The following is a 19,326-nucleotide window of genomic DNA, read 5'->3' on the forward strand; positions in this document are numbered from 1 at the left end:
AGTATCATAATATGAGAAAAGAACAACATCACAAAAGATGGAATGAAATAAAAACAAACGACTCCTGGGCCATATTTAAAATTATGGGAGAGTTTGTAAATGGTTACGAAAAATTAAGTCGTATAGGTCCTTGTGTATCCATTTTTGGATCGGCAAGAACAAAACCAGATCATAAATATTACAAATTAGCAGAAGACATAGCAAAAAACATTGTAGATCATGGTTACGGTGTTATAACAGGTGGCGGACCAGGAATTATGGAAGCTGGTAATAAAGGTGCGCATATTGCTGGAGGAACATCGGTTGGATTAAATATCGAACTCCCATTCGAACAACATGATAATCCGTATATAGACTCCAACAAAAGCCTTGATTTTGATTACTTTTTTGTTAGAAAAGTTATGTTTGTAAAATACTCTCAAGGGTTTGTTGTTATGCCTGGCGGCTTTGGAACCCTAGACGAGCTTTTTGAAGCGATTACACTTATTCAAACCAAAAAAATTGAAAAATTCCCTATTATTCTAGTAGGTTCTGATTTTTGGAACGGCCTAATAGATTGGGTAAAATCCACCTTATTAGAAGCTAATAATAATATTAGCCCAGAAGATTTAAATTTAATACATGTTGTAGATACAGCAGATGAAGTTATTACTATTTTAGATAGCTTCTATAACAAATACGGCTTAAGTCCTAACTTCTAATAACTTTAAAAGCATGGTATTTTAACATTTTATTGATGCCATGCTTTTAAAATTTCTGTTATATTCCATAAAAAATTGCTATAACCTTTTCAGGATTGTTTAGATTGCGTTTCCTTTCTAGTTTACCGTATTTACTACTTATATTAAGTTTATTTTTAAGTAGTATGCCACTGTTATGCCAAAACAAGATTGATATTAAGGCTGATTTTAATGTTACAAACAAGAGCATAAAAATCTCGCAAAACATAACCTACTACAATACATCAAACAAAGTTTTAGACACCATTTATCTAAACGATTGGAGCCATAGTTACTCAACTAAAAAAACACCATTAGCTAATAGATTTGCCGAGGAATACAAAACAGAATTTCACTTCGCTAAAAATGAAGACAGAGGGTATTCGGTAGTAACATCTATTACCCAAAATGGTGAAGATGTTTTCTTCGACAGATTGAAAAATCATATCGATGTAATTAAAGTCGCGCTACAAACACCACTACAACCAAGCCAAAGCTACACGATAAAAATAAATTACATTGTTCAAGTACCCAATGATAAATTTACGAGGTATGGTTTTACTTCTGATGGCAATTTTAACTTAAGATATTGGTATATTACACCGGCTGTTTTTAATGGCGAATGGCAATATTACAGTAATAAAGATTTAGACGATTTATTTGCTCCTGAAGCCAATATAATACTGCAAGCTACATACCCTAAAATCTATACATTAACTTCCGAATTAGATGAATTAACTTCCACAGAAAACGATAGCACTATAACAACTGTACTAACTGGAGAAAAAAGAATTAATTCCAGATTATTTTTACAAAAACAAAACAACTTTAGCACTACCGGCACAGATAATTTCTTGTTAGTTTCTAATATAGATGACGAAGAGCTACATATTGTAGATAAAGCTTTAGTTATAGATAATGTTTCTAAATTTTTAAAAGAGAATTTAATTGAGTACCCTCACAAAAAGTTATTACTAACGCACATCGATTATAAAAAAAATCCTATTTATGGGTTAAACCTTCTCCCCGATTTTATTCGACCTTTTCCTGATAAATTTCAATACGAACTTAAAATTCTAAAAACAGCATTACATAATTATTTAGAAAATACCTTAATAATCAATCCAAGAGAAGATCAATGGATTATCGATGGGCTTCAAACATATTTTCTTATGAAATATGTAGATGAATACTATCCTAATATGAAAATCTTTGGAACACTATCTAAAATATGGGGTATTCGTTCGTTTCATGCAGCACAATTAGATTTTAACGATCAGTATAACTTTCTATACATGCATATGGCTAGAGAAAACCTAGACCAACCATTACTTATGGAAAAAGATTCGCTGTTAAAATTTAACGAAAACATTGCTAACAAATATAAAGCAGGTATTGGATTACGCTATTTAGACGATTTTGTAAACGCCAATACCGTAGAAAAGACCATAAAACAATATTTAAGTGACTATGCTTTAAAACAAACCAACTCTAAAGACTTTGAAAACCTGCTTAAAAGCAATACAACCAAAGATATTAATTGGTTTTTTACCGACTATTTAAAGACAAACAAGCAAATAGATTTTAAAATAACCCAATTAGAAAGCACTAAAGACTCCATTAAAGTTACCATAAAAAACAAGCGTAATAACAACATGCCCGTATCGTTATTTGGCATAAACAACGATACTGTTATTTCTAAATATTGGGTAGAACACATTCATGGCGAAAAAACTATTACCATACCAAACAACAATATTGAAAAACTAGTCTTAAATTACGACAAGTCCATTCCCGAATTTAATTTAAGAGACAACTGGAAATCTACTAAAGGCTTTTTACTAAACAATAGACCTTTACAATTTAGATTGTTTACCGATATAGAAGACCCCTATTACAATCAAGTCTTTTTTATGCCACAATTTGATTATAACTTATACGATGGCGTCTCTCCTGGTATTAAACTAGCTAATAAAACAGTACTGGAAAAACCGTTTCATTACGATATAAGACCAACCTATGGTTTACGAAGCAAACAATTAAGAGGAAAGGCCAAATTTAGTTACAAACACAATTTAAAAAACAACAACTTATACTACGTAAGGTATGGTTTAACAGGAGAATACTCCAATTATGCACCAGAATTATCTTATTCAGAATTCACACCATACCTACAATTTAGATTTCGAGACCACAAAAATCTTAGAGACAACAAAAAAAAGTATTTAACACTTCGCTACGTAAATATAAACCGCGAAGAAGACCCAACTGGTGAATTTAACGTAGAAGACGAGCCTAGTTATAGTGTTTTTAATATGAATTACGGTCAAAGCGACCCAAATTTAAAAAACTACAACTCATGGAATGCCGATTTACAATTAGCCAAAAAATTTGGTAAACTTTCATTCACTTACGAATATAGAAAGCTAACCGAAAAAAACCGCCAATATAATTTAAGGCTCTTTACTGGTTTATTTCTATATAATAACTCCTACCAAACATCCAATTATTTTAGTTTTGCTCTAGACAGACCAACAGATTATCTTTTTGATTACAATTATTATGGTAGATCTGAAGAATCAGGATTATTTAGCCAACAATTAATTATTGCCGAAGGTGGTTTTAAATCTAAACTAAACACACCTTACGCCAACCAATGGATTTCTACAATAAATGGTAGCACAACCATTTGGAGGTACATTCATGCCTATGGCGATGCGGGATTAGTAAAAAGTCATTACAACGATGCTAAATTCGTTTACGATTCTGGCATACGATTTAGCTTAGTAGATGATTATTTTGAACTCTACTTTCCTATATACTCAAACTTAGGATGGGAAATAGCCCAACCTAACTACGATCAAAAAATACGCTTTATTATCGCGCTCGACCTTCAAACCTTATTTGGATTATTCTCAAGACGCTGGTATTAAAATTAAGAATTCAGCTCGTTTTTCTTTAATGAATTCTCATTTATGATGTGTTTTGTTAGTTATTCTTCAATTTAACTTCCTAAAAAGAGAAAATTGTTAACAAATATTCAGTTTTTCAAGCAATAGTTCAATTGCAATTCACACAATAATTAACTACCTTTGCAACAACTCAAATTAAAGCTATGCAAACAAATCCAGATATTAAAAACGACTTATCATTTGAAGACTTTAAAAAAGAAGTTATTAACGATTACAAAATAGCCGTAACATCGCGCGAATGTAGTTTATTAGGACGACGAGAAGTTTTAACTGGAAAAGCTAAATTTGGAATTTTTGGTGATGGAAAAGAAGTCCCGCAATTGGCCATGGCTAAAGCATTTAAAAATGGTGATTTTCGTTCTGGTTATTACAGAGACCAAACGTTTATGATGGCTATTGGAGAGTTAACTATAGAACAATTTTTCTCTGGACTATATGCCAATACCGATTTAGAAAAAGAACCTATGTCTGCCGGTCGCCAAATGGGAGGTCACTTCACGACCCATAGTTTAGATGAGAATGGGAATTGGGTTAATTTAACCAAACAAAAAAACTCTAGTGCCGATATCTCTCCTACTGCTGGGCAAATGCCACGCTTATTAGGCTTAGCACAAGCCTCAAAAATTTACAGACATGTTGATGGTATAAACACCGAAAACTTCTCGGTAAACGGAAATGAAATCGCTTGGGGAACCATTGGTAATGCTAGTACTAGCGAAGGCTTGTTTTTTGAAACCATAAATGCCGCAGGCGTTTTACAAGTTCCTATGGTTATTAGTGTTTGGGACGACGAATATGGTATTTCTGTTCACGCAAGGCACCAAACAACTAAAGAAAATATTTCCGAAATCCTTAAAGGATTCCAAAGAACCAAAGACGCAAAAGGCTACGAAATTTTAAAAGTTAAAGGTTGGGATTATGTATCCTTAATTGAAACTTATCAAGAAGCCAGCGAAATTTCTAGAGAAGAACATGTTCCTGTACTCATTCACGTTCAAGAATTAACACAACCACAAGGACACTCAACCTCTGGTTCGCATGAACGCTATAAAAGTCCAGACAGATTAAAATGGGAAAAAGAATATGACTGTAATCAACAAATGAGAGCTTGGATGATTGCTGGTGGTATGGCTACCGAAGAAGAACTTACAGCTATTGAAAAAGCCATTAAAAAAGAGGTTAGAAATGGCAAAAAAGCGGCTTGGGAAGCATTTATGCAACCTATTTTAAAAGAACGTTCAGAATTAGTTAACTTATTACAAAACTTAGCTAAAGTTGGTGCCAACAAAGTATTTATAGAAAAATTAGCCAACGATTTAAATACCATAGACGAGCCTATGCGAAAAGACATTTTCTCGGCAGCAAGAAAATCGTTACGCTACGTAATAGGTGAAGACTCAAATGAAAAAAACCAATTAATAAATTGGTTTAATACACTATCTAAAGACATTCAACCTAAGTATAGCTCGCATTTATACAGTCAATCCGATAAATCTGCGACCCAAATAGAAGGTGTCGCTCCTATCTACAATGAAGACAGTAAAGATGTTGATGCTAGAATTATTATACGCGACAATTTTGACGCTATATTTAACAAATACCCAGAAGCGCTCATTTTTGGTGAAGATTCAGGAAATATTGGCGATGTAAACCAAGGACTAGAAGGGCTTCAAGAAAAATACGGTGAATTACGCATAGCCGACGCTGGTATACGTGAAGCCACCATTCTTGGACAAGGTATTGGTATGGCAATGCGTGGATTACGCCCAATTGCCGAAATTCAATATTTAGATTACTTAATGTATGCACTACAAATTATAAGTGATGATTTGGCCACTTTACACTACAGAACTAAAGGACGCCAAAAAGCGCCATTAATTGTTCGTACACGTGGACATAGATTAGAAGGTATTTGGCATTCTGGATCGCAAATGGGTGGCATTATTAATTTAGTTCGAGGAATACACGTGCTTGTTCCTAGAAATATGACGAAAGCCGCAGGGTTTTACAACACCCTATTAGAAAGTGACGAACCTGCACTTATTGTAGAATGCTTAAACGGCTACCGTTTAAAAGAAAAAATGCCAGCAAATATTGGTGAATTTAAAACCCCTATTGGTATTGTTGAAACTGTAAAAGAAGGTACAGATATTACATTAGTATCCTACGGATCAACATTACGCATTGTTTCAGATGTTGCCAAAGAACTTCTTGAAGTTGGTATTAATGCTGAAGTTATAGATATTCAAAGTTTATTACCATTCGATTTGAATCACGATATTGTAAAAAGTGTTGCTAAAACCAATAGACTAATGGTTATAGATGAGGATGTTCCTGGTGGTGCTTCAGCGTATATTTTAAACGAAATATTAAACACCCAAAACGCTTACATTCACCTTGACAGTAAACCAATAACACTTACGGCTAAAGAACATCGCCCAGCTTATGGAACAGACGGCGATTATTTTTCTAAACCTTCTGCCGAAGATATTTTTGAAGCCGTTTACAACGTTATGCACGAAGTTAGTCCTAACGACTATCCAAAACTTAAATAACAAATTTTAAATATCATTTTGAAAAACCTTTTAGGTAATACTATAAACCTAAAAGGTTTTTTTATATTTAATACATGCTAACAAAATCTGAAAAAGCGATATTTCGAGGAACTATTTTTAAACACTTAGATGGAATTGCTACAGCTACAACGGCATATGCGCTTTATAAAAAAGGTGTTCTAGATTATTTACTCAAACATCAAAAAGTTGCTTTAGAAGACATCACTAAAGACTTTAATGCTAACGAAGGTTACTTAAACGTAGGGTTAAGAATACTTTGCTCACAAGGTTGGTTAACGCAACATTTAAATAACGCTACCAATAAAATTTTCTATGAAATAAATAACCAAAGTGAAGAAGCTTTTAGGTTAGCAACACTTTATGAAGATGCGGTTAAGCTACTCGCTTATTCGGTTAAATTCCCAGAAGAAGGTCATATTGGTCCGGATGCTTTTATCGTACTAGAACGTATTTTTAAATCGTACGAAAATCATTTTGGACTTGCCGAGTATGAAACCAACCCCATTCAACAACAGATTTTAAAACATATTGAAGGTGCTATTGTCGCCCCAATAATTGTACTTCTTGGTGTTAACGGACTGTTTCATAAGTACTTTATGGAAGCGTCTTTTAGAGCTGAAGAATATCATAAAGATCCTGAAAGTTTTAAAAAAATATTAGATTTCTTTGCGTATCTAGGATGGTTCAAAAAGAAAAAAGACACCTATCAATTTACCGATAAAGGCTTGTTTTTTGCAAAACGTGCCACAGCTTATGGTGTTACGGTATCTTACCTACCAACGTTTATCGCTTTGGATGACTTGATTTTTGGCAATCCATTGGTTCTAAAAACAGACAACCCTGGTGACACCGAAAAACACGTCCATCGCGAAATGAACGTTTGGGGAAGCGGTGGCGCGCATTCAACCTATTTTAAGGTCATTGATCAAGTTATCATTGAACTGTTCAACAAGCCTATAGAAGAGCAACCCAAAGGTATATTAGATATGGGTTGTGGGAATGGTGCTTTTATCCAGCATATTTTTGAAGTCATTGAGCATCAAACCTTACGTGGAAAAATGCTTGAAGAACACCCATTACTACTTGTTGGTGCCGATTTTAACCAAGCAGCGCTAAAAGTTACGCGTGCTAACTTAATAAAAGCTGATATTTGGGCCAAAGTTATTTGGGGCGATATTGGTCGTCCAGATTTGTTGTCAAAAGATTTGGATGAAGATTATAATATTAAACTTAGCGATCTATTAAACGTTCGTACATTTTTAGATCATAACCGTATTTGGGAAGCACCACAACAAACCACTAAAAACATTAGTGCATCATCTGGTGCTTTTGCTTACAAAGGAAAACGCATCAGTAATAATTTAGTTGAAGATTCCTTACGTGAACATCTTGAAAAATGGAAACCTTTTGTAGAACGTTTTGGATTATTAATTATTGAATTACATACTTTAAAACCAGAACTTACGGCAGTTAATCTAGGAAAAACACCAGCAACCGCCTACGATGCCACACATGGATATAGCGACCAGTATATTGTAGAAATAGATGTATTTAAAACTATCGCTGAAGACATTGGGTTAAAACCGGTGGAAAAATATGTCTCTAAATTTCCCAATAACGAACTTGCAACAGTTAGCATTAATCTTTTAAAAGGAAAAAACTAAAACAAACTATATGAACAAAAATTTTACAGACTTAGCTTTAGCCATACTACGCATTGGCTTTTCGGGAATGATGCTTACACACGGTATTCCTAAAATTAGTATGCTGTCTGATCCTTCTAGTTTTGGTGACCCGCTTGGTGTTGGACCAACAGTTTCATTAATACTAACATTAATAGGCGAAGTTCTTGCCCCTATTATGATTATTATCGGATTTAAAACCAAACTAGCCGCAATTCCTGCTGCTATTACTATGGCTGTTGCTGCGTTTATTGTTCACGCCAGCGACCCATTAAAAACAAAAGAAATGGCTATTTTATATCTTTTGGCTTTTGTGGTTATTTTCTTGGCTGGTCCTGGACGTTTATCTATTGATGGAAGAAAAGGGTATTAATCTTTATGAAAGCCGAACGCTTAAGCAACATAAAAAAAGAATTACAGCATCAATCTAAGGACGAGCTACTGCAGCTTTGCCTTAGGTTGGGGCGTTTTAAAAAAGAAAATAAAGAGTTACTTACCTATTTACTTTTTGAAGCCCATGACGAAGATGGCTACGTTGCTTCTATTATTAAAACCTTAGATGAAGACTTTGAGGCAATTAATACGGCTAGTTATTTCTACATTAAGAAAAGTATTCGGAAGATTTTACGACAAATTAGAACCTATAGTAGATATTCCAATAGCAAAGCTACGGAAGTAGAACTCCTGCTCTACTTTTGTAAAAAACTAAAAGACTTTAAACCCAATATTTTTAGAAATAAAGCTTTAAGCAATCTTTACGATAGGCAAATAGTAGCTATTAAAAAGAAAATAACAGCCTTACACGACGACTTACAACACGATTATTTATTAGAATTAGAGGAACTGTTGGTCAATTAATTTAAAATTCTCACCATTAATTCGTTTAACAAATCGCCTTGGGGAATAGCATTAGCACCAACACCTTTACTTTTACCATCAAATGTTCTTAAATCGGCAATAATAGCGCTTACTTTTCGCATAGGAAAGTTTCTAGCAGCTACAATATATTCATTTACAAAATAAGGATTTACTTTTAAAGCTGAGGCCACGCTCCTAGCCGATTTATCGTTTAAACCGTGGAGTTTTAGCAACCTTGAAAAATAGGTGTACAACAAGCTTACTGTAACAATCATAGGGTTGTCTTTAGGGTTTTCACCAAAATATTTCACAATACGAAACACTTTTTCACTATTGCGTTCTCCTATGGCTTTATGCAACTCAAAATTGTTGTAATCTTTGCTAATTCCTATGTTTTCTTCAATATGTTCTGGCGTAATTTGTGTCCCTTCAGGAAGTAGCAATTTTAGCTTATTTAATTCGTTACTAATTTTGCTTAAATCGGTTCCTAAAAACTCGGCAAGCATTTGCGCAGCTTTTGGCGTAATGCTATAGTTTTGTCCAGAAAGTACCCGACGAATCCAATCAGATATTTGATTATCGTAAAGTTTTTTACTTTCAAAAACAACACCACTTTTCTTTAAGGTTTTATACAGTTTTTTACGCTTGTCTATGGTTTTGTACTTGTAATTAACAACAAGAATAGTGCTAAGTTGCGGGTTTTCGGCATAAGCAGCCAAATTCTCTATGGTTCGCGATAAATGTTGCGCCTCTTTAACAATAACCACTTGATGCTCTGCCATCATAGGAAAGCGTTTGGCGTTGCTTACAATATCATCAACAGCAACATCTCTTCCATACAACACCATTTGGTTAAAGCCTTTTTCTTCTTCGGTTAATATGCTCTCCTCAATAAATTCTGTAATTCTATCAATATAATACGGTTCATCACCCATTAAAAAGTAAATAGGTTTTAATTTTTTCTGTTTTATATCGGTTACAATCTGTTTTACTTCGTCCATTTAAAAAAAATCACCAAATTTGCGATGTGCAAAGACTTAACTTTCCTACATATTCGTTTCGTTTCAAAAATAGCGAAAATAAAGCTTCTATTTTTGATGTTATTCGTAAAAAATTTGTGATTTTACAACCCGAAGAATGGGTGCGTCAACATTGTGTTCATTATTTAATAGAAGAAAAACATTATCCCAAATCGTTAATTAATGTTGAAAAAGAACTCTCCGTTAACAGCTTAAAAAAACGCTACGATATTGTCGTGTTTAATCCAGATGGTAGTATTCATTTAGTTGTGGAATGCAAAGCACCAAAAATCAATATCACCCAGGACACTTTTGACCAAATTGCGCGATACAACCTAACGTTAAATGCGTCATATTTGATGGTAACCAATGGTTTAAATCATTATTATTGTCAGATGGATTTTGATAACGAACGTTATAATTTTTTAAGAGACATTCCAGAATACAGTAAATGAAAACAGCCATCGTTATATTAAATTGGAACGGAAAACAGTTGCTCGACACGTTTTTGCCTTCGGTTTTGGAACATTCTCAAAATGCAGATATTTATGTGGCCGACAATGCTTCTACAGATGATTCGGTAGCCTATATAAAAAAGCACTTCCCTACTGTTTCTATTATACAAAACCAAATCAACGGCGGCTATGCCAAAGGCTATAACGATGCTTTAAAACATATTGATGCCGATATATTTTGCTTGTTGAATAGCGATGTAGAAGTTACTCAAAATTGGTTAACTCCTATTTTTGAAACATTTGAAAAATTCCCTGAAACAGTCATTATTCAACCAAAAATAAAGGATTACAACAACAAGGATTATTTTGAATATGCTGGAGCTGGTGGTGGATTTATAGATAAATTTGGCTACCCATATTGTCGCGGACGCATTTTTAATACCATAGAAAAAGATAATGGCCAATACAACGATACCTCTGATATTTTCTGGGCATCTGGAGCGTGTCTTTTTGTAAGAAAAGAAGTGTTTAACGCTTTAAATGGTTTTGACGAACGCTTTTTTGCCCATATGGAAGAAATTGATTTGTGTTGGCGCGCTTTCAATTTAGGATACAATATTAAATATGTAGGTGCTTCAACTGTTTTTCACGTTGGCGGCGCTACTTTAAAAAATACCAATCCTAGAAAAACATTTTTAAATTTTAGAAATAGTCTATTTACTTTAACAAAAAATGCACATGGCAACGTATTTTTATTAGTTTTAACGAGGTTAATTCTTGATGGTGTTGCTGGTATTATGTTTTTATTTCAGTTTAAATTTGTTCATATTTTGGCTATTATTAAGGCACATTTTAGTTATTATGCACACTTGGGGCAACTTTTAAAATTTAGAAAAACCACTTCAAAAAGAAAAAACTATTACAAAAAAACATCCATAGTATGGTCTTATTTCGTAACTAGAAACAAGACATTTTAATTGTTCATAAAAATGTTAAAGTTTTTGTTAAGACCTGTAAAAGCGAGCAATCTTTTACATAATTTTGATATGTTAAAATTGGTAACCATTTAATTCCATAACAACTATGAAAAAAATAATGTTATTAGGTGTTTCAGCTATGTTACTTTTAGGATCATGTGTTTCTAAAAAAGAATATGCTGCACTTGAAGCAAAACAAAAAGAAACGCAAGATCGTTTAAACTCTGCAACTGTAAAGCTTAACTCGTGTTTAGCTGATAAAGCTTCGGCTCAATCGCGTGTAACGTCGCTAGAAGAGCGTATTGCAGACCTTAAAAAATCTAACGAAAACTTAATTCAGAGCAATAAGGACTTAACCATGCTAACCACTAAGGGAGCTTCGAATGTTGAAAAAACTTTAGAAAGCCTTAGAGAAAAAGACCTTAAAATCAATCGTTTACAAGATGCCGTTAACAAGAAAGACAGTGTTATGTTAGCCCTTGTTACTAGCTTGAAAAAAGAAGTTGGTATTAACGACCCAGATATTGAGGTAAATGTTGAAAAAGGTGTAGTGTTTATTTCTATTGCTGATAAATTATTATTTAGAAGCGGAAGTTATATTGTAAACGAACGTGCTAAAGAAGTGCTTGGTAAGGTTGCTAAAGTTGTAAAAAGTAAACCAAACTTTGAATGTATGGTAGAAGCACATACCGATCCAGTTCCATATAACAAGCCGCCATTAATTGACAACTGGGATTTAAGTGTAAAGCGTGCAACATCGGTTGTTCGTGTACTTGAAGATTTAGGTGTAGATTCGGCTAAACTAATTGCTGCTGGACGTGCTTCTTTTGTCCCTGTAGCGTCAAACGATACTGCTGAAGGCAAAGCCGCTAACAGACGTACAAGAATTGTGATTTTACCTAAAATCGATGAATTCTACGAAATGATAGAGCAAGAAATGAAAAACTTAGAAGCAGGCGGAAACTAATAGCTTCTTATGTAGGATAAATGAAAGCCCAACAAATTGTTGGGCTTTTTTATTTAAAAGATATTTAAATCGCCTTTACCCTCCCTAACAATAATTGGCTCAGACTCTGAAAGGTCAATAACCGTAGACGCCACATTGTCGCCATAACCACCATCAATTACTAAATCTACAAGTTTATCCCATTTTTCATGAATCAACTCAGGATCTGTAGTATATTCTAAAACTTCATCTTCATCATGGATAGAAGTAGAAATAATAGGGTTTCCTAATTTATCTACAATTTCTAAAGCTATATTATTATTAGGCACACGAATACCTACTGTTTTTTTCTTCTTAAAAACACTTGGTAACGATTTCGATCCTGGTAAAATAAAGGTATATGGTCCAGGAAGTGCGCGTTTCAAAATTTTAAATGTCGATGTATCTATTTGTTTTACGTAATCGCTTAAATTACTTAAGTCTTTACAAATAAACGAGAAATTAGCTTTTTCAAGTTTTACACCTCTTATTTTCGCTACGCGTTGAAGAGCTTCTTTATTAGTAATATCACAGCCTAAACCATAAACCGTATCGGTTGGGTAAATAATTAATCCTCCACGTTTTAACACCTCGATTACTTTCTTAATTTCTCGAGGGTTCGGATTTTCTTCATAAATTTTTATTAATTCGGCCATAATATGTATCTTAAAAAGGCGTTAAATTACTGTAACACTTGCAATTCCTGAAATAAAACATGAAAATTACAAAAAATATTCTTCTAACAATAAGTATAATATCTGTTTTACTATCCTGTTCTATTGATGAGAATAATTCGCAAAACGCTACTTTTCCACAAAGTTTAGACTATAGAGAAGAACTTGATCTACCTTACGGTAACGATTCTGAACAAACTTTTGATATTTTCCTGCCCGCTGATAGAAACTTTAACACTAAAACACTTCTATTAGTACACGGTGGCGGCTGGTCTTCTGGCGATAAAAGTGATATGAACGCTTTTAGAGATTACTTAAGAACTCACTTTCCAGATATTGCTATAGTAAATATAAATTACCGTTTAGCTAATGAAAACACCTCACCTCATCCCATGCAAATGAATGATCTTACAAGTGTTATAACTCACCTTGTTAATAATCAAAATAATTATATTATAGATGATGAGTTTGGTTTTATTGGCGTTAGCGCTGGCGCTCATTTAAGTATGCTTTGGAGTTATGCTTACGATACTAATAATCTAATTTCTATGGTGGCTAATATTGTTGGTCCTACCAATTTTACCGACGAAGTTTATTTAAACAATAACAATCCCGAACTACAAGAATTATTAAATCTTTATGGTGTAGATGCCACTACAGGTTACCTACAAGAAGTAAGTCCTTATCATCAAGTTACAGAAATTGCTCCACCAACTATATTATTTTATGGTGGTCAAGATCCGTTAGTGCCAACCTCACAAGGGACTGCTATGCGAGACAAATTAGAAGCGCTTAATGTTATTCATGAATTCACCCTTTATGAAAATGAAGCCCACGGATGGACGGGAACCAACTTACTTGACACTATGAATAAACTGTCTACTTTTATAGATACACATTTATAAAAATACTAACCTAAAACCTCTAGTTTAGCAAAGCGTAGTAGTAATTTTTTTACACCGCCATTTTCAAAATTAATTTCGGCTTTAGTATCGGCACCAACACCTTCAATTTTTAGAACTTCACCTTTTCCAAAACGCATGTGTTCTACAATATTACCTTTTGCTAATTTCCCATCAAACAAATTAGCATCATCACTTTTCCCTCCTACTTTTGAGACAGGCTTTAATTTTTTAGGAGGTATAAACTTTGGCGGTTTCTTTTCGGTTGTACGCTTTTTAGGTTTTTTAAAACGAATTTTATCTGGCTCTACATCACCAAAAATATCGGCATCTAACATGGGGTTGGCACGTTGATGTTCCTTAGGTTTTAAAAACTCTAAATATTCATCATCTATCTCTTCTATAAATCGGCTAGGCTCTGCGTCTATTAATTTTCCCCAACGATAACGTGATAAGGTATAAGTTAAATACGCTTGTTTCTCAGCTCTAGTTAGCGCTACATAAAACAAACGACGTTCTTCTTCTAGCTCGCTTCGGGTATTCATACTCATGGCACTTGGGAACAAATCCTCTTCCATTCCCACAATATACACGTATGGAAACTCCAACCCTTTTGCTAAGTGAATTGTCATCAATGCAACTTTATCTCCATCGTCTTTGTCGTTATCCATATCGGTGGCAAGAGCGACATCTTCCAAAAACTCTGCTAACGATCCTGTGGTATCTGCCAATTCTTTCTGCTCTTCCACAAAATCCTTCATACCATTAAGCATTTCCTCAATGTTTTCAATACGAGTTATACCTTCTGGTGTTTGGTCTTTATTAAATTCTTTAATAAGACCTGAGGCTTTAACGACGTGTTCGGCTAGATCAAACGCATTGGCAGTTTCATTCATTATTTGAAAGCTTTCAATCATCGTTACAAAATCTGAAAGCTTTTGTTTGGTTCCAGAGTTTATCTTGATGTCCACCTTGTCAATATTCTTCATCACTTCAAAAATGGAACGATTATAATGGCTTGCAGCAACAAGTAACCTATCTAATGTGGTTTGCCCAATTCCTCTTGCAGGAAAATTGATGACACGCTTTAGAGCTTCTTCATCCTTAGGATTAATGATTAATCGTAAATAGGACAACACGTCCTTTATTTCTTTACGTTGATAAAATGAGAGTCCACCATAAATACGGTATTCTATGCCACGTTTTCTAAGTGCATCTTCCATAGCACGCGACTGGGCATTAGTACGATATAATATAGCAAAATCACTATTGCTAAGCTGATGGTTCATCTTATTTTCAAAAATAGAACTTGCCACATAGCGACCTTCATCTCCATCGTTTAGCAAACGATTAACGATTATTTTTTGACCTTGATCGTTTGCGGTCCAAACTACTTTTTCAAGTTTGGTTTTATTTTTATCGATAATAGAATTGGCTGCATTTACAATATTTTTAGTAGAACGGTAATTCTGCTCCAGTCTATACATTTTTACATCATCATAATCCCGTTGAAAATTGAGAATATTATTAATGTTTGCCCCACGGAAAGCATAAATACTTTGCGCATCGTCACCTACCACACAAATGTTTTGAAAACGATCGGACAAAGCTCTAACTATTAAATATTGACTATGGTTGGTATCTTGGTACTCATCGACCAAAATATACCGAAACCGATCTTGATATTTTGCCAACACATCTGGGAATCTTGTCAACAATTCGTTGGTTTTCAATAACAGATCATCAAAATCCATCGCACCTGCTTTAAAACAGCGATCGACATATTCTTTATAAATATCGCCCATTTTAGGTCGCTTTGCTGCTACATCGGCCTCTATTAATTCTGGATTGTTAAAGTAAGCTTTAACAGTAATAAGACTGTTTTTATACGATGAAATTCGCGAACGCACCTGTTTGTATTTATAAATATCTTTATTAAGGTTTAACTGCTTAATAATATCTCGGATTAAACGATCGGAATCTTGCGTATCATAAATGGTGAAGTTGCTTGGATACCCCAAACGGTCGGCTTCAATACGTAGTATTTTGGCAAAAACCGAGTGAAATGTTCCCATCCACAAGTTTTTTGCTTCGCTATCACCTACTATTTGTGCAATACGCGCTTTCATTTCACGCGCTGCTTTATTGGTAAATGTAAGTGATAAAATATTAAAAGGATCTACCCCTTGATGCATTAAATACGCAATACGATATGTAAGCACTCTGGTTTTACCAGAACCCGCTCCAGCAATTACTATCATTGGCCCTTCTTTTTGTAGCGTTGGCGCTAACTGGGCATCATTTAACTGACTTAAATACTTCTCCAATTTTCAATCTCATTTTAAAACGTGAAAATAACCATTACAGCCCTTTTTATTAAAGGATTTTATGAATAATTATAAACAACTTTTTCAATGTTGGTTTTTCATCAATTTTAATATCTTTAACAAAAATTACGTTACTTTTTTATGGATACTGTTCTAGAGTTTATAGGGAATATTAGTTGGTGGATGTGGCTGCTTATTTTTTTAGCTATCGTAGTTATTCGTGATGTTTTTGTTCAAAAAGCACATACCATAAGTCATAACTTTCCTATTGTTGGACATTTACGTTATATGTTGGAAAGCATTGGACCAGAAATGCGCCAATATTTTGTAGCTAACAACCGTGAAGAGCTTCCTTTTAATCGAATAGAACGTGGCTGGATTTATGCATCGGCTAAGCACGAAAACAACTATGAAGGTTTTGGTACCGATAGAGATATTTATGCACATCAGCATATTTTTGTAAATAATGCCATGATGCCTTTTAAAGTTGATAAAAATCATCCTAATGCCATAGACAAAAGCTTTTTACCCTGTGCCAAAGTTATAGGTGCTTACAACAAACGCAAAAAACCTTACCGACCAGCTTCTGTGATTAATGTATCGGCTATGAGTTTTGGGTCGTTATCTGCTAAAGCTGTCGAATCGCTTAACAAAGGGGTGAAAATAGCGGGAGCTTACCACAATACAGGCGAAGGTGGCTTATCGCCTTACCACTCTAACGGTGGTGATGTAATCTTTCATTTTGGAACCGGCTATTTTGGGGTTCGCGATAAAGATGGTAATTTTTCAATGGAAAAATTAGTTGAATTAGTAAATAACAATCCTTTTGTTCGTGCCATAGAAATTAAACTCTCGCAAGGCGCAAAACCAGGGAAAGGCGGTGTTTTACCAGGAAAAAAAATCACTCAGGAAATTGCCAATATTCGTCACGTAGAAGTTGGTAAAGACGTCTTATCTCCTCCAAACCACTCGGCATTTTCCAATGTTCAGGAAATGGTTGATTTTATTGAAAATATTGCCCAACAAACAGGATTACCTGTTGGTATTAAAGCGGCTATTGGTAAATTGGAGCAATGGGAAGAATTGGCACAAATCATGAAAACTACTAAAAAAGGCCCAGATTTTATTACGGTTGATGGTGGCGAAGGTGGTACGGGTGCTGCGCCTCCTAGTTTTGCCGACCATGTGTCTTTACCTTGGGTTTACGGTTTTAGCGACTTGTACAAGTTATTCCAAAAACACGATTTAACAGAACGTATTGTCTTTATTGGCAGTGGTAAATTAGGTTTTCCTGCAAAAGCAGCTATGGCTTTTGCTATGGGTGCCGATTGCATAAACGTAGCTCGCGAAGCCATGATGAGCATTGGCTGTATTCAAGCGCAAATTTGCCATACCAATCGCTGTCCAAGTGGTGTGGCTACTCAAAATAAGTGGCTGCAAAGTGGTATTAATGTTCCGTTAAAATCGGAACGACTAGCACAATACTTTAAAACCTTTAGAAAAGAGTTTATAGAAATTACACATGCTGCTGGCTACGAGCATCCTTGCCAGTTTAAAATGAGTGATATTGATGTGAATGTAGACGACCATAACTTAAGTAAAGAACTAGACCGAACTTATTATTACAACAAAACGATAGTCCCTTTTAAAGGCATGCAAGATTTAAAGAATTGCAAGCATCTAGGAGGCAAAAACACTTAATTAAGACTAAAGTGTTATCAATATTGCAAATAGTTATTTATGTTTGCAACAAATAAAAAAAGAGTATGCAAGATCAATTATTAAATCTGTTAATGTACTGTATTCCTACTTTAGTTACAGGCGCTATTGCTTTTATGTTTTTTAGAGAGCATTTGGATAATGAAACTAACCGCAGGAACTTTTTAATTAAAAAAGATTTACAAAAAGAAGCACTTCCGCTTCGTCTTCAAGCTTACGAAAGAATGGCTTTATTTTTAGAGCGCATTTCTCTAAACAGATTATTGGTTCGTGTACAACCTACATCAGAAGAAAGTAATGATTATGAGGCATTATTAATTGCTACAATTGAACAAGAGTTTGAACATAATTTAACACAGCAAATTTATGTAAGTTCTGAATGTTGGGGTATAATTACTACCGCTAAAAATGCAACGATTCAACTTATTAGAAAAGCTAACAATTCGGATAAAGTGACTGATGCCGATAAACTTCGCGAAGTTATTCTTACCAACTTAATGGAACAAGAATCTCCTAGCAATACTGCCTTGGCTTATATTAAAAATGATATTAGCGATATGTGGTAAGGCTATTCTGGCGCATTAAATCGTTTATGAGCATAATCGTAACCTTGCTCCCACCACTTTGTCATTAAACGTTTACTAAAAATTAAAGAATTCTCGGTAAGCTGTGTTGGCGTATAGTATAAATTTAGCTTGACATTGTTATTTTTTGCCGCCAATTTTCCTATTAATACATCGTTACGCTCCATTTGGTCTAATAAATGCCCAAATAAACTAATCATTAAGGAAAATGGATTTTTCCCTAACACTTTATTACGATCCATGTTTTCAGATTCTAAAATAATAGCATCAACTTCTGTAGCGCCACGCTGTATGGCTTCGCGAATAGGCACCACACAGCCTAAACCACCATCGCCATACTCATAACCATTTACTTTGGCTAACGACATAAATGGAATATAATTACACGAAATCCAAATCCAATTACAAAACTCTTCGTACGTACATTCATGAATAGACTTATATTCTACTTTGTTTTTGGAAAGATTGGAAACCGTTACTACCAAATCTTCTTTAGTAGCTTTTATTTTTTCATACTCTTCTTTAGTAAAGTTTCGTTTTATATTTCTCTTTAACGCTTTGCTTTCTCCAAAGGTGCGTTTCATTCTAATAAATTGCCAAAGCGAATTTATAAAATCGATAGACACATATTCTCTATCTCCTTTTTTACGTTGTACGAATGGGCTTATACTAAAAATATCGCTCTGTTGCACATTGGTATAAATATCGTAAAGCTTACCTATATCGTTAGTTGCCAAATGAGGAACAAGCAAACTTCCTGTCGATGTTCCTAAAAACATATCGTAGGTTTTCTTTTTTTCTTCTATAAGATATTGGGCTACACCGCCAGCAAAAGCGCCTTTACTACCACCACCCGAGATGACTAATGCTTTCATTT

16 protein-coding genes are annotated in these 19,326 nt (G+C 34.3%); 12 read left to right on the plus strand and 4 right to left on the minus strand.

Annotated features, from left to right (window positions below):
* The first annotated feature begins 11 nt into the window (after window positions 1–11).
* The 6 genes from EJA19_RS04735 (at window position 12) to EJA19_RS04760 (ending at window position 8,807) form a co-directional block, all read left to right on the plus strand.
* Complete coding sequence (locus EJA19_RS04735; protein WP_125467208.1) at window positions 12–701, plus strand: LOG family protein; 690 nt, start codon at window positions 12–14, stop codon at window positions 699–701.
* 164 nt (window positions 702–865) lie between these two features.
* Window positions 866–3,652, plus strand: a complete 2,787-nt coding sequence (locus tag EJA19_RS04740) for a gluzincin family metallopeptidase (RefSeq protein ID WP_170160050.1) — start codon at window positions 866–868, stop codon at window positions 3,650–3,652.
* A gap of 182 nt (window positions 3,653–3,834) precedes the next feature.
* Entirely contained in the window at window positions 3,835–6,246 is a 2,412-nt protein-coding gene (locus EJA19_RS04745) for an alpha-ketoacid dehydrogenase subunit alpha/beta (protein WP_125467210.1), read from the plus strand.
* Window positions 6,247–6,320: 74 nt separating this feature from the next.
* Window positions 6,321–7,931 (plus strand): class I SAM-dependent methyltransferase, encoded by a 1,611-nt coding sequence (locus EJA19_RS04750; RefSeq protein ID WP_125467211.1) that lies wholly within the window; start codon window positions 6,321–6,323, stop codon window positions 7,929–7,931.
* 10 nt (window positions 7,932–7,941) lie between these two features.
* On the plus strand, window positions 7,942–8,322 hold the full coding sequence (locus EJA19_RS04755) for a DoxX family protein (RefSeq protein WP_125467212.1): 381 nt from the start codon (window positions 7,942–7,944) through the stop codon (window positions 8,320–8,322).
* A gap of 5 nt (window positions 8,323–8,327) precedes the next feature.
* The gene (locus EJA19_RS04760) at window positions 8,328–8,807 is read left to right on the plus strand and encodes a hypothetical protein (protein ID WP_125467213.1); all 480 of its coding nucleotides are present in this window, start codon (window positions 8,328–8,330) and stop codon (window positions 8,805–8,807) included.
* Here EJA19_RS04760 and holA read toward each other — a convergent pair.
* Window positions 8,804–9,808: a DNA polymerase III subunit delta gene (holA, locus tag EJA19_RS04765; RefSeq protein ID WP_125467214.1), complete on the minus strand. Its 1,005-nt coding sequence runs from the start codon at window positions 9,806–9,808 to the stop codon at window positions 8,804–8,806. The two genes, EJA19_RS04760 and holA, sit on opposite strands and share 4 nt — an antisense overlap.
* A gap of 26 nt (window positions 9,809–9,834) precedes the next feature.
* Here holA and EJA19_RS04770 point away from each other — a divergent pair, with 26 nt between their 5' ends.
* The 3 genes from EJA19_RS04770 to EJA19_RS04780 all read left to right on the plus strand — a co-directional run bounded on the left by EJA19_RS04770 (window position 9,835) and on the right by EJA19_RS04780 (window position 12,225).
* The gene (locus tag EJA19_RS04770) at window positions 9,835–10,281 is read left to right on the plus strand and encodes a type I restriction enzyme HsdR N-terminal domain-containing protein (RefSeq protein WP_125467215.1); all 447 of its coding nucleotides are present in this window, start codon (window positions 9,835–9,837) and stop codon (window positions 10,279–10,281) included.
* On the plus strand, window positions 10,278–11,258 hold the full coding sequence (locus EJA19_RS04775; RefSeq protein WP_125467216.1) for a glycosyltransferase family 2 protein: 981 nt from the start codon (window positions 10,278–10,280) through the stop codon (window positions 11,256–11,258). Before EJA19_RS04770 ends, EJA19_RS04775 begins: the two co-directional genes overlap by 4 nt.
* Window positions 11,259–11,364: 106 nt before the next feature.
* Window positions 11,365–12,225 (plus strand): OmpA family protein, encoded by an 861-nt coding sequence (locus EJA19_RS04780; RefSeq protein WP_125467217.1) that lies wholly within the window; start codon window positions 11,365–11,367, stop codon window positions 12,223–12,225.
* 53 nt (window positions 12,226–12,278) lie between these two features.
* On the opposite strand, the gene EJA19_RS04785 is transcribed toward EJA19_RS04780, so the two are convergent.
* Window positions 12,279–12,899: an L-threonylcarbamoyladenylate synthase gene (locus tag EJA19_RS04785; protein ID WP_125467218.1), complete on the minus strand. Its 621-nt coding sequence runs from the start codon at window positions 12,897–12,899 to the stop codon at window positions 12,279–12,281.
* 59 nt (window positions 12,900–12,958) lie between these two features.
* On the opposite strand from EJA19_RS04785, the gene EJA19_RS04790 reads away from it, so the two are divergent.
* Window positions 12,959–13,822: an alpha/beta hydrolase gene (locus EJA19_RS04790; protein ID WP_125467219.1), complete on the plus strand. Its 864-nt coding sequence runs from the start codon at window positions 12,959–12,961 to the stop codon at window positions 13,820–13,822.
* 5 nt (window positions 13,823–13,827) lie between these two features.
* On the opposite strand, the gene EJA19_RS04795 is transcribed toward EJA19_RS04790, so the two are convergent.
* Entirely contained in the window at window positions 13,828–16,146 is a 2,319-nt protein-coding gene (locus tag EJA19_RS04795; RefSeq protein ID WP_125467220.1) for an ATP-dependent helicase, read from the minus strand.
* Window positions 16,147–16,287: 141 nt separating this feature from the next.
* On the opposite strand from EJA19_RS04795, the gene EJA19_RS04800 reads away from it, so the two are divergent.
* Both EJA19_RS04800 and EJA19_RS04805 read left to right on the plus strand, forming a co-directional pair.
* Window positions 16,288–17,847, plus strand: coding sequence for an FMN-binding glutamate synthase family protein (locus EJA19_RS04800; protein WP_125467221.1), 1,560 nt, complete (start codon window positions 16,288–16,290; stop codon window positions 17,845–17,847).
* A gap of 65 nt (window positions 17,848–17,912) precedes the next feature.
* Window positions 17,913–18,431, plus strand: a complete 519-nt coding sequence (locus tag EJA19_RS04805; RefSeq protein WP_125467222.1) for a DUF7935 family protein — start codon at window positions 17,913–17,915, stop codon at window positions 18,429–18,431.
* A 2-nt stretch (window positions 18,432–18,433) separates the two neighbouring features.
* Here the strand turns inward: EJA19_RS04805 and EJA19_RS04810 are convergent, their stop codons facing one another.
* Window positions 18,434–19,324, minus strand: a complete 891-nt coding sequence (locus tag EJA19_RS04810) for a patatin-like phospholipase family protein (RefSeq protein ID WP_125467223.1) — start codon at window positions 19,322–19,324, stop codon at window positions 18,434–18,436.
* Window positions 19,325–19,326: the final 2 nt, after the last annotated feature.

Source organism: Mangrovimonas spongiae (genome assembly GCF_003944795.1).
Classification (GTDB): Bacteria; Bacteroidota; Bacteroidia; order Flavobacteriales; family Flavobacteriaceae; genus Mangrovimonas; species Mangrovimonas spongiae.